Raw genomic sequence first — 12763 nt, forward strand, 5'->3', positions numbered from 1 at the left:
ATTTTGTCCGAATGCCAATTTCTGCACTCTTGACAATGTCTTCACGATAATTATCAGCTCGTCGAGTATTTCCGGCCCCAGTAACTGCATTGGTTACCGTGATATTTGAGAGTGAGTTTTCTTCGGTCGAACGACGCATGCCGACCGCTCCCCAAGCAGTCGTATTTTCTGAAAGATCATATTCCGCCCTGAAAGTACCAAAAGTGTCCCGCTCATTGGAATACGACCAGTCTTGCGCCCAGTTACTATCATTATCAGGAGCCGACGGTATTGACGTCAGTCCTGCATCGAGAGTGACGTTCGTACGGGCACGTTTCAGTTTATTGTCCTGATGGCCAATATCCGCCGACAGACGTAGATCACGGCTTCGCCAATCCACGCCGACAGCAAATACGCTTAACTCGGTTTTTTCATCTTCAACACCGGTATTCCCGTCGCGGCGTACTGCATTTATTCGGACACCGGTGTTGTGATCCGGACCGAATCTTCTTGCGATGTCAGCCGCCACACTTCCTTGCGTGCCGCTACCACCACCGACCGTCAGCTGTGTAAGTGGATCGTTGGGCGCTCGCTTAGGCAATAAATTGATTGATCCACCAATGCCTCCGCCACCTGGAGAAGCGCCGGTAAGGAATGTACTCGCACCCTTTAATACTTCAACACGCTCGAACAGCTCGGCAGCAACATATTGGCGAGGCAGCAAACTGTAGAGTCCGTTGTAAGCAACTTCATCCGAACCAAGCAAGAAACCACGAATGAAATAAGACTCCTGAAAGTTACCGAAGCCACGTGCTACCCGAACTGAAGGATCGTTACGCAATACATCGGCAACACTGCGTGCCTGCTGATTCTGAATCAACTCGTTTGTATAACTCGTGACGTTGAACGGCACATCCATGTTGTCCTGAGTACCCAAAATACCAATACGCCCGCCGCGCGCCACTTGGCCGCCGGCATACGGTTTGGAAAGACCTTTTGCCGACGCGTCGGCAGACGCATTGACGACGATGGTGCCAAGTGTCTGTTCTGGCGTGGAGGTCGTCGTATCGGCTGCCTGCTGGGCATAGGCTCCGCTGACCATCAGGCAAGCAGCGATTGCAATCGGGGAGTGTCGGAATCGGAAAGACATGAAGATTTCGTTATGAATGAGAAGGATTCTCATTATAATCAACTCCCATATATATGGGAATGATTTGCATTAATATTCCGACTTCTTACAACAGGATTAACATGAAAGCGCATCGCCTCCGCCAATGGGCATGGATACACAAATGGAGCAGTCTGGTCTGCACCGTCTTCATGCTGCTACTGTGCCTGACCGGTCTGCCGCTCATCTTTCATCACGAAATCGGCCATTTGCTCGGTGACGAAATTGAGGCGCCCGCCCTACCGGCCAACGCGCCACGCGTCAGCCTGGATCGCGTTATGGAAATTGCGAAAAGCGAATTCCCAGGCAAAGGCGGCATGTTTGTCTCGCAGGAACCCGATGACGACCGCATCTGGTTCGTCACGATGAGCGCGACACCAACCTCCGACACGGATCTGAAACAGGTAGCCATCGATGCCCGCACCGGCAATGTGCTGGCCCAGCCGAAGCTGGAAGGCGGCTTCATCAATCTCATGTTTCATCTGCATGTGGATTTGTTCGCCGGTCTTCCCGGCACGCTGTTTCTCGGCTTCATGGGACTGTTGCTGGCCGTGGCGATCCTGTCCGGCGTGATTCTTTATTCTCCATTCATGCGCAAACTGGATTTCGGCACTGTGCGGCGCGACAATTCTTCACGCGTCAAATGGCTGGACCTGCACAACATGCTCGGTATCGTGACGCTGGTGTGGGCATCGGTGGTCACGCTGACCGGCATCATCAACACCCTGGCCGACCCGATCATCGCGTACTGGCGTTACGATCAAATGAGCGAAATGATCGCGCCGTACAAGAACCTGCCACCGCCAGAACGACTCGGTTCGCTGCAGCAATCGGTCGATGCCGCGCGCGCACTGGAGCCGAACATGACGCTGAAATTTATCGCCTTTCCCGGCACAAGCTTTTCCAGCCCGCATCATTACGCGATTTTCATGCGCGGCAATATGCCTGCCACCTCTCGCCTGCTGAAGCCGGTTTTGGTGGACGCACAAACCAGCAGGGTAACCGACAGCCGGACGCTACCGTGGTATGCAACGGCCCTGCTGATTTCGCAACCGCTGCATTTCGGAGATTACGGCGGCATGCCGATGAAAATCCTGTGGGCGTTACTGGATATAGCGACCATCGTTGTGCTTGGTAGCGGTTTGTATTTATGGTTCAAGCGCAAACGGCGCCCTGCAGAACAACTGGAGACAATCGCCTCTGAAGCAGCTACATCGCTCGCCACGCCGCAAAGGAAAATGTGATGAATGCTCCTTTCAAACGCATGTGGGGAACGCCCATCCTGATGGGTGTTATCACGGCTGTCGGTCTGATCTCAGCGTTGCTCGGCGACGATATATGGGACCACTTGTCCGCATGTGCGCTGGCAGTGCCCGTGGTCGTGTCACTCTGGTACAGCATTCGCAAGTGACGATAATATCGTGTCGAAAATGTCGTATGTCGCGAGTTATCACCCTCCATTCGGAGACAGTCACGGCTGTCATCGCTTGACACTGGCCATGCACATTACCTTTGCTGGACTTTGTTTTTCCAATGCCACGCAATTCATATGATTCTCGCACCAAATGTTCGCCACCTCGCATCAGCAGAGTCAAAACCGTACTAGAATCAAGACGCCCTCTTGCTGTCCGTAATTGCCATCCGGCATGACGATCACTTTCGATAGGAGCCCTTCATGGTTAACGTCGCATTGCAAGTCCGTCTGGAAGCCAAACCCGGCAAGGAAAAGGAGCTCGAAGAATTTCTGCGCGCACAACTGTCCTATGCATTGGGTGAACCGGAAACAACTGCGTGGTTTGCCGTCAAGTTCGACAATCGCACCTTTGGCATTTTCGACGCGTTTCCGGACGAATCGGGACGTCAGGCCCATCTTGAAGGTGAAATCGCAAAGGCCCTCGGCAACCGAGCCGGCGAGTTGCTGGCGAAGCCGCTTGCCATCGAGAAACTGGACATCCTGGCAGCAAAACTGCCCGGCAATGGCGAAGTACCGGACTCGCTCGGCTGATGATGTAACGAATTGGGCCGTACAACTTTACGACGCAGGTATTGGCTGCGGCAAACCTGCGTCGTAAAATAGCGGGTCTACGGAGGTCATCATGAATAACAGTTGGGGTAGTGAGGAAGATGCCGAAATCGACGACGAACTGTCGCGCGATCTCGAATTCCTCGTACCGGACAGGCAGCGCAACCGCGGCGATATCGGCACGCGCGATTTTTACGAACGCCAGGACCGCATGGCGCGTGAAATCGTCGAACGTCCGCGCTGATACAGGCATTGCGATAAAACAAACTGACCGATGGCGCTCGCTATCGGTCATGTAATTTCCTGTCGCTTCTTCCTTCTTTTCTCCCTGATTTCTTTTTACGTTTTTCGGCGACCCATGCCGAACTGCGGCGCTTTCCGATTCCCGCGACCCTGCAGCGTCGCAAGGTCCTTCACGCATTCATTAATGCATTGGCAATTTTCTTTACGCCTTCCGGTTTGATGCCCGATTACGGTGCAGAACCTGACGCGATCGATGGCACCATTATTGCTATGTGGTAACGATGATGAGTCGTACCTGTAATCAAACCAGCCACGCCATGCTTTTATCGATGCCTTCCAATCCCGCCGATCCTGCCCTGCAAGCCCGCATGCTGGGCACGTTGCTGGCCAATCTGGAAGGCATGGTCTATCGCTGCCGCCTCGACGAGCACTGGACGATGGAATTCGTCAGCGAAGGCTGCCTGACGCTGACCGGCTATCGCGAGGAAGACATTCTCTTCAACAGCCGCATCTCGTATGACAAGATCACGCATCCGGATGACCGTCATCATGTGCGCAGCACGATCCTGACGGCGGTCGAGAACAACCGTCATTTCGATGTCGAATACCGTATTGTTCGCGCCGACGGCACGGTGCGCTGGGTGTGGGAACGCGGCACCAACATCACGCACGGTCGCAAGGACTGGGATGTGCTGGAAGGTTTCATCCAGGACGTTACCGAACGTCGTGAAGCCGACGAAGCGTTGCGAGAAGCGGAACGCCGCTATCGCAGCATTTTCGAAAACGCGATCGAAGGCATTTACCAGTCGACGCCGAACAACGGTTATCTTGCCGTCAATCCGGCGCTCGCGCGCATGTACGGTTACGACTCGCCGCAGGAGCTGATTGCCGTGCTGCGCGACATCGAACATCAGGTTTATGTCGATCCGCAACGGCGCAACGAGTTCGTACGGTTGATGGAACAGAACGGCGTCGTGACGAATTTTGAATCGCGCGTCTATTGCCGCAATGGTGAAATCATCTGGATATCGGAAAACGCACGTGCCGTGCACGACAGCAACGGACGACTGTTGTTCTTCGAAGGAACGGTCGAGGCCATTACCGAACGCAAGATGCATGAAGCGGAAATCCGTTTTCAGGCGACGCACGACGCACTGACAAGCTTGCCGAACCGCACCCTGCTGTATGACCGCATGCAACAGGCGATGCTGCATTCGGAGCGCTACGGCAACCTGACGGCAATCGCCTTCCTCGATCTGGATCAGTTCAAGTTCATCAACGACAGCCTTGGGCATCAGGTTGGCGACGAACTGCTGCGCATCACAGCGCAAAGATTGAAATCCTGCCTGCGCGAAAGCGATACCGTCGCACGGCAGGGTGGCGACGAATTCGTATTGCTGCTGACCAGCCAGCCCAACGAGGAATCGATCACGCAAACGATGCAGCGCGTACTGCATGAAGTCTCGCAGCCGTGGACCGCCAACGATCTCGAGTTTCGCATCACCTGCAGCATCGGCATCACGCTTTGCCCGAATGACGGACGCGATGCGGAAACACTGCTCAAACACGCCGACTCGGCGATGTACAAGGCAAAGGAACTGGGGCGCAACAACTTCCAGTATTTTTCGGCCGAAATGAATTCGACTGTCACCGACCGCCTCGATCTGTTGAACCGGTTGCGTCAAGCCATCCCCAATGACGAACTGGTCCTGCGCTATCAACCCAAGGTGAACCTGAGCAGCGGCGCGATCATTGGCGTTGAAGCGTTGATTCGCTGGAACAGCCCGCATACCGGCATGGTGTCACCAGCCGCATTCATCCCGCTGGCGGAAGAAACCGGCCTGATCATTCCGATCGGTGAATGGGTATTGCAGACCGCCTGTCGGCAGAACCGCGCATGGCAACAAGCCGGCTATCCGCCTGTAGCGATTTCGGTTAACTTGTCGCCGCGTCAACTCGCACGCGGCGACATCGTTCAGCAGGTCGAACGTATACTGACGGAAACAGGACTGGACGCAAAATATCTGGAACTGGAAATCACCGAAAGCGTCATGGCGACCGAAGTCGAAAAATCGTTCGCCATGCTGACCGAATTACGCGCGATGGGCGTCAAGATTTCACTCGATGATTTCGGCACCGGTTATTCCAGCCTCAGTTACCTGAAGCGGTTTCCGGTCGATACCTTGAAGATAGACCAGTCATTTGTGCGCGACATTGCGACCGATGCCAACAGTGCCGCCATCGTGCGCGCGATCATTTCGCTCGGTCACAACCTGAATCTGAACGTTCTCGCAGAAGGAATCGAAACCGATGAACAGTCGACATTTCTGCGACAGAACGGCTGCAATGAAGGCCAGGGATATCTGATCAGCCGGCCGGTACCGGAGGCAGATTTCTTGAAGCTGCTGATGGTGAAATAACCGTCAAAAAAACCATAAAAAAACGGCCACCGCGCGTTGCAATGGCCGTTTTCTTGTCGCACAGATTCGAATCAGAATGTCATCTTCTTGACGCCATCCGCCGTACCGAGCAGGCCGATATTGGCACCACGCCGGGCGAACAACCCGACGGTGACGACGCCGACGATATTGTTGATCTGCGCTTCCAGTTCAACCGGATCGGCAATCTGCAGGCCGTGCACGTCAATGATGTTGCAGCCGTTATCGGTCACTACCGCTTTGCCGTCTTTCACGCGCAGGCGCGGTTCACCGCCCAAGGCCTTCAGACTGCGTGCCACGGCCGACTGCGCCATCGGAATGACTTCTACCGGCAACGGGAATCCACCCAGCAATTTCACCAGCTTGGAACCGTCGGCGATACAGATGAACTGCCGCGCGACCGACGCCACGATCTTCTCGCGTGTCAAAGCGGCACCGCCGCCCTTGATCATTGCACCCTGCAGCGTGATCTCGTCGGCACCGTCGATATAAACGGCCAGCGATTCCACATCGTTCAGATCGAATACCGGGATGCCGTGGCCACGCAAACGTTCCGCCGTCGCTTCCGACGACGCGACTGCACCCTTGATGCGGTCCTTGATCCTGCCCAGTTCATCGATGAAGAAATTGGCGGTGGAGCCGGTGCCGACACCGATGATCTCGCCGTTCACCACATAATCGATGGCGGCACGCGCTACCGCCTGTTTCATTTCGTCTTGAGTCATCGTATTTGGTAAAAAGTATCGGTTGTAAGCACGCTATTTTAACGGATGCGCCGTCCGGACGAGCACGAGCGCAACGTCACGCGTTGCCGTCCGCTTCTTCCTTCAGCGTATCGAACAGCGCAATCTGCAGGCGTGAATGCCAGCGGACGAACACCTTCCACAACAATGCCGTCAGCACCGCAGCAACGGCGAGAATGATCAACAGCATCTCGCCGGACGGCAGAATGCTGCGACTCATCGATGCAATCAACACCAGAATCACGGCAATGGAGATGACAGGAATCAGTTCCGCAATGGCACGTCGCATGCCGAGCGCAAAAGCGCCACGATCCGCAATCATGATTTCAGCAAACAGCAAACCCAGCGCTTTCAGCTTGCGATAGGCCGCAATCAGGAACGGCAGCGAAATCGCGAGCGCCCCGCCCCACACGATCGCCTTCTGAATCTGCTCATCGGCGATCGATGTGGCCAGATTGAATTCGACGACGCCGAACACGTAAATCCCGGCAACGAACACCGCAGCGGTCATCGCGCAGTTGACCAATACCTGCACCAGAATGCGAAAGACGATTTTGGTCAGGATCGCGCGATCGCCATCCGGCTGGTTGTCGTGTAACCATTTTGTATATTGGTTGGCTGCATTGCCGATATTGTCGGGAATTGCCTTCGCCATGTGGACCGACAGCGGGTCGGCCATCTTGATCAGATACGGCGTCAGCAGGGTCGTGATTGCCGATACTGCGACCACGATCGGATACAGGAAATCGCTGGTCACCTGCAATGCGAGCCCGAGCGACGCGATGATGAACGAGAACTCGCCAATCTGCGACACGCCCATGCCGACACGCAATGATGTGCGCCCATCGTTACCGGTCAGGAAGGAGGTCAGTCCGCAGGAAAACACTTTGCCGAGGACGACTGCAATGGTAATCAGCGTCACCGGCAACGCATAATCGACGAGCACGGTCGGATTGAACAACAAGCCGACACCGACAAAAAACATCGCGCTGAACATGTCGCGAATCGGTGCGATCAGACGTTCGATCAAATGCAACTGACGGGCTTCCGCCATGATCGCGCCGATCATGAAGGCGCCCAGCGCGATACTGTATTCCAGTTGCAGCACCAGCAGGCAGAAGCCGAAACACAGGCCCAGCACCGCGATCAGAAAAATTTCATTGCTCTCGAACTTCGCCACGTAAGCGAGGATGCGCGGCACCATCAACAGGCCGAGCACCAGTGCCACGATCATGAAGAGCGACAGCTTGCCGACTGTCGAGAACACATCGCCGGCATCGACCGATCCGGTGGTCGCAATGCCGGACAGCAGCGCGATCATGCCGATCGCCAGAATGTCTTCCACGATCAGGATGCCGAAAATCAGTTGTGCAAAGCGTTCGTTCTTCATGCCCAGTTCGTCGAGCGCCTTGACGATAATCGTCGTCGACGAAATTGCCAGCATCGCCCCAAGGAACAACGAGTCCATCGTGTTCCAGTTGAAGTAGCGGCCGATTTCGTAGCCGATCCATGTCATCAGCGTGATCTCCGCCAGCGCGGACAGGAAGGCGGTCACGCCGACACTACTGAGTTTTTTCAGGTTGAATTCCAGGCCGAGCGAAAACATCAGGAACACTACGCCGAGTTCGGACACGATCTTGATCGTGCGATCGTCCTGGATCAGTTCGAACGGTGGCGTGTGCGGACCGATGATGACGCCGGCCAGAATATAGCCGAGCACCACCGGTTGGCGGAAGTGATGGAACACGATGGTCACAATGCCCGCGATCAGCATGATCACCGCCAGATCCTGAATGAATTCCGCTCCGTGCATAGGCTGTTCCTTCCTGATGTGCCGTTATGGCGTTGTATCGAAAACCGCGTTCCTGCCGGGCATTGCTGGTGATGCAACGTCACGCCTTCACCATACACACGGATATTCCCGCTGTCCATGTGACCATGCCCTGCTGTCCGCGACTTGTTATCTGTGCGTTGTTATCTATGCCTTGCTATCCGTGACCTGGATACGGTCGCGGGCCGACATACGGGGCTATACTATGCCCGCCTTCCATATCGACTCATGCTGACACCTTTCAATCTCCTGCTGCTTACTGCCGTCTTCGGCGTCGTCATGCTATTCGTCCTGCTGTCGCTGATGCGCAGCGGAATCACCGGCGTGCGTCACTGGCTGGCAGCAATCGTCTGTTCGATCGTCTCGCTGCTACTCTACGCAGCGCGCGGCAAGATCGCCCCGATTTTGACGTTCGAACTGGCAAATGCCTTGTACGGTGCGGCCATCTGTCTGCTCTACACCGGCGTCTGCCGTTTTCTGTCGCGCCCGGTACCGGCGAAATTATTGTTCGGCACGCTGGCACTGCTGATCGCGCTGATTGCCGTATTTCACTATGGCTACGACCTGTTGCATGTGCGCATCGCGCTCGTGTCGATATTCCATGGCGGGTTATGCCTGGCAATCGGCTTGCTTCTGCTGCGCGCTCCACAAACCGGCCCCACGCACTATTCCTACCGCTTCACCGCCTTCATGGCGATTCTGTTTGCATTCGCGCATGCCGTGCGCGGCGTCGTTCACGGTACCGGTATCGAGGAATTGTCCTCTGCCTTTCAGTCGGCTCCGGTCAACCTGCTGTTTATCTCGCTCGGCGCGCTGGTGATGCCGGTATTCACGATGGGTGTCGTGATGATCGTTCACGACCGCATGATGGAACAGGCAATGGCGGCCGCCAACCGCGATTTTCTGACCGGCGCCTGGTCGCGCCGGGCCTTCTTCGAGTTTGCCGATCGTGAATTGGTTCGCGTGCAGCGCAATAGACGTGCACTCTCGTTGCTGCTGTTTGACGTCGATCACTTCAAGCGCATCAACGATACGCATGGTCACGCCATCGGCGATCGGGTACTGACGGAAATCGTGCAGCGCACCGAAAAAGAACTCCGCGGCATGGATTGCATCGCGCGCGTTGGAGGCGAGGAATTTGCTGCGCTGCTGCCGGAAGTCGATGCCGCCTCTGCGCTGGTAGTGGCCGAACGGTTGCGTGCTGCATTGGGTACGCATGTTGTAACGGAAGGCCCTACAGTCAACGCCGCCATCGCCTACACGGTCAGCATCGGCGTGGCGACGCTTGTTCCGTCGGAATCCATTGCGGAATTGATGCGCCGCGCCGATATCGCGCTGTACGAAGCAAAAGCCGGTGGACGCAATGCCGTTGTCTGTGCCGTCCCGGACAGCGCGGACAAACCGGTTATCGAAGTGCGGACGCTGCCTTTGCCAGCGCGGTAATTCGCTCCCAGTCGCCGGCGGCCATTGCGTCTTTCGGCGTCAACCATGATCCGCCCACACACGCGACGTTCTTGCAGGCCAAAAACTGCGCCGCCGTTTCCTGCGTAATACCACCGGTCGGGCAAAACAGCATGTCCGGAATCGGACCGGCAATCGCGTTCAGCATGCCGACCCCGCCTGCCGGCACTGCCGGAAACAGTTTGACCTGTTGAAAACCGGCTTCGCGCGCGGCCATGACCTCGGACGGCGTCATCACGCCCGGCAGCAGCGGCAAGCCGCTCGCGCTCGCGGCGTGAATCAGTGCCGTCGTCAATCCGGGCGACACGCCAAACACCGCACCGGCATCGCGCGCCTGCGCAAATTCTTCCCGCCGCGTCAGCGTGCCGACGCCGAGAATCGCTTCCGGTACCTGTTCCGCAATCGCGCGGATCGCAGCCAGGCCGTGCTGCGTGCGCAACGTGACTTCGAGTACACGAATTCCGCCGGCAACCAGCGCCTTGGCCATCGGTACTGCATGGCGGATATCGTCGATTGCAATCACCGGAATCACCGGCGATGCGCGCATGATTTCGAGCAGATTCATGGATGGGCCTATATCGATTGTTGAACGTTGGTATCTTCGTCGCTGAACGGCTCGGCATCGCCCTTCGGCAGATTGATTTCTGTCGAGCTCGGCGTCATCAGGTGCGGCAGGCCGAAGGTTGCGGCACCTTCTTCCGCCACGCCCGCCGACGCACGGAACATGGCAAACAGTTCGCGCCCCATGCCGATCATGTTCGACGACAGATCGGCCGATGCCTGCGGACGACGCAACCATTCTTCTTCAGCGACCAGCGCCTGCAACGTGCCTTTTTCCGCATCGAGGCGGATGACGTCGCCGTCACGCACGCGCCCCAGCGGGCCGTTCGCCAGCACTTCCGGCGAGACATGAATCGCGGCCGGTACCTTGCCGGATGCGCCTGACATACGGCCATCGGTCACCAGCGCGACGTGGTAACCGGCATCCTGCAGGCTGCCGAGCGCCGGCGTCAACGCATGCAATTCCGGCATGCCGTTCGCCTTCGGTCCCTGGAAGCGCACGACCGCAACAAAATCGCGATTGAGCTTGCCATCCTGGTACGCGTGCATGAATTCTTCCTGCGACTTGAAGACAATTGCCGGCGCCTCGACCACATGGTGTTCCGGCTTGACTGCAGAAACCTTGATCACTGCGCGCCCGAGATTGCCGGTCAGCAGACGCAGGCCGCCATCTGCTGCGAACGGGCGATCGGCCGGACGCAATACGTTTTCATCGGCGCTCGTATCGGGCGATGGATTCCAGACAATCTGTTCGTGATGCAGGAAAGGTTCGGTGCAATGCGCACGCAAGCCCTTGCCCAGAATTGTCGTCACATCGTCGTGCAGCAAACCGGCATCCAGCAGTTCACGAATCACGAAGCCGGTGCCACCTGCCGCATGGAAGTGATTGACGTCTGCCTCACCGTTCGGATAGATACGCGTCAGCAGAGGAATCACCGCAGACAGGCGATGGAAATCGTTCCAGTCGATCACGATGCCGGCAGCCCGCGCAATCGCGATCAGGTGAATCGTGTGATTGGTCGAACCTCCGGTCGTCAGCAGCGCGACGATCGCATTGACGATGGATTTCTCATCGACCAGCCTACCGATCGGCGTAAAGCTGTCACCCTGCAGACTGATCTCGACCGCGCGTTGCGCGGCGTGTGCGGTCAGAGCATCGCGCAATGGCGTGTTCGGCGTGACAAAAGCGGATCCTGGCAGATGCAGGCCCATCACTTCCATCAACATCTGGTTGCTGTTGGCCGTGCCGTAGAAGGTGCAAGTACCGGCATCGTGATACGACTTGCTTTCCGCTTCCAGCAAGCCGTCGCGGTCGATCTTGCCTTGCGCGTACAGCTGACGGATGCGCGATTTTTCGGAATTCGACATGCCGGTTGTCATCGGCCCGCTCGGGATGAACACCGCCGGCAGATGACCGAAATGCAGCGCGCCGATCAGCAATCCCGGCACGATCTTGTCGCAGATGCCGAGATAGACCGCCGCATCGAACATATTGTGCGACAGCGCCACCGCCGTCGACATCGCAATCGTGTCGCGCGAAAACAGCGACAGTTCCATGCCTGGCTGTCCCTGCGTAATCCCGTCGCACATCGCAGGCGTGCCGCCGGCGAACTGCGCGACCCCGCCGGCCTTGCGCACGGCATCCTTGATGATCTCGGGGAAACGCTGATAAGGCTGATGCGCCGACAGCATGTCGTTGTAGGCCGACACAATGGCAACTGATGGCAACTTCTGCTGCTTCAGCACCAGCTTGTCGTTCGGCGGGAAAGCAGCAAATCCGTGCGCAAGGTTGGTGCACGACAACGTGCTGCGCTGCACGCCTTTCTGGATGGAATCGGATAACTGATGCAGATAGGCATCGCGGTACGGGCGACTGCGCTCGACGATACGCTCGGTAACGGCAGCAAGTTCGGGATGAAGCGCGGAGTTACCCGACATAAAAACCGACATAAACATTCCTCAAAAACGGATGTGAAATTTTACTACAGGAAGGCGTGTCGCCTGACGGCAAACGCGTTCCTTCAAAGACGATGGTTTTCTTTATGACTGCCAATCGCGAGGTAAATTCATTTGACTGCAATCCGTCCTCCTATCTCGGTCTTGTCGCTGTTCGGCGATCATATGACCATTCTTGCGCCAGTCATGTCGGCGCTCTGGCCGGAATGCCGCGCGGGAATGCATCGTGCACCTTTCGATTGAACTTTCCGTCTGCCCAGCTATCCGTTAGAGGGATTCCACAACATCACGATGCAATACGACAGGAGATTGTCGTACGTGCGGTCATTAAAACGTCACCGCCGTCGCATAATATTTGTA

The 12763-nt window shown here is 56.6% G+C and carries 11 protein-coding genes; 6 read left to right on the forward strand and 5 right to left on the reverse strand.

Features of this window, described 5'->3' with window-relative positions:
* On the reverse strand, window positions 1-1129 hold a 1129-nt coding region (locus VN114_RS02250; protein ID WP_325511549.1), incomplete at its 3' end, for a TonB-dependent receptor.
* Window positions 1130-1230: 101 nt separating this feature from the next.
* Between VN114_RS02250 and VN114_RS02255 the strand changes: the two genes are divergently transcribed.
* The 5 genes from VN114_RS02255 to VN114_RS02275 all read left to right on the forward strand — a co-directional run bounded on the left by VN114_RS02255 (window position 1231) and on the right by VN114_RS02275 (window position 5833).
* Complete coding sequence (locus VN114_RS02255) at window positions 1231-2391, forward strand: PepSY domain-containing protein (RefSeq protein ID WP_325511551.1); 1161 nt, start codon at window positions 1231-1233, stop codon at window positions 2389-2391.
* Window positions 2391-2558 (forward strand): hypothetical protein, encoded by a 168-nt coding sequence (locus tag VN114_RS02260; protein ID WP_325511553.1) that lies wholly within the window; start codon window positions 2391-2393, stop codon window positions 2556-2558. The genes VN114_RS02255 and VN114_RS02260 overlap by 1 nt, the downstream gene beginning before the upstream one ends.
* Window positions 2559-2822: 264 nt before the next feature.
* Window positions 2823-3152: an antibiotic biosynthesis monooxygenase gene (locus tag VN114_RS02265; RefSeq protein ID WP_325511555.1), complete on the forward strand. Its 330-nt coding sequence runs from the start codon at window positions 2823-2825 to the stop codon at window positions 3150-3152.
* A 91-nt stretch (window positions 3153-3243) separates the two neighbouring features.
* Window positions 3244-3414, forward strand: a complete 171-nt coding sequence (locus VN114_RS02270; protein ID WP_325511557.1) for a hypothetical protein — start codon at window positions 3244-3246, stop codon at window positions 3412-3414.
* A gap of 316 nt (window positions 3415-3730) precedes the next feature.
* Window positions 3731-5833 (forward strand): sensor domain-containing protein, encoded by a 2103-nt coding sequence (locus tag VN114_RS02275; protein WP_325511558.1) that lies wholly within the window; start codon window positions 3731-3733, stop codon window positions 5831-5833.
* A 71-nt stretch (window positions 5834-5904) separates the two neighbouring features.
* On the opposite strand, the gene rpiA is transcribed toward VN114_RS02275, so the two are convergent.
* Together rpiA and VN114_RS02285 are read right to left on the reverse strand one after the other, a co-directional pair.
* Complete coding sequence (gene rpiA, locus VN114_RS02280; RefSeq protein ID WP_325511559.1) at window positions 5905-6576, reverse strand: ribose-5-phosphate isomerase RpiA; 672 nt, start codon at window positions 6574-6576, stop codon at window positions 5905-5907.
* 76 nt (window positions 6577-6652) lie between these two features.
* On the reverse strand, window positions 6653-8407 hold the full coding sequence (locus tag VN114_RS02285) for a cation:proton antiporter (RefSeq protein WP_325511560.1): 1755 nt from the start codon (window positions 8405-8407) through the stop codon (window positions 6653-6655).
* A gap of 246 nt (window positions 8408-8653) precedes the next feature.
* On the opposite strand from VN114_RS02285, the gene VN114_RS02290 reads away from it, so the two are divergent.
* Window positions 8654-9868 carry a GGDEF domain-containing protein gene (locus VN114_RS02290; protein WP_325511561.1) on the forward strand — a complete coding sequence of 405 codons (1215 nt, stop codon included), beginning with the start codon at window positions 8654-8656 and terminating at the stop codon, window positions 9866-9868.
* Here the strand turns inward: VN114_RS02290 and eda are convergent.
* Complete coding sequence (gene eda / locus VN114_RS02295) at window positions 9831-10451, reverse strand: bifunctional 4-hydroxy-2-oxoglutarate aldolase/2-dehydro-3-deoxy-phosphogluconate aldolase (RefSeq protein WP_325511562.1); 621 nt, start codon at window positions 10449-10451, stop codon at window positions 9831-9833. The genes VN114_RS02290 and eda overlap by 38 nt on opposite strands.
* Window positions 10452-10459: 8 nt before the next feature.
* Complete coding sequence (gene edd, locus VN114_RS02300) at window positions 10460-12397, reverse strand: phosphogluconate dehydratase (protein WP_325511564.1); 1938 nt, start codon at window positions 12395-12397, stop codon at window positions 10460-10462.
* Window positions 12398-12763: the final 366 nt, after the last annotated feature.

The sequence above is a fragment of the Oxalicibacterium sp. genome (assembly GCF_035565035.1).
Taxonomy (GTDB): Bacteria; Pseudomonadota; Gammaproteobacteria; order Burkholderiales; family Burkholderiaceae_D; genus Oxalicibacterium.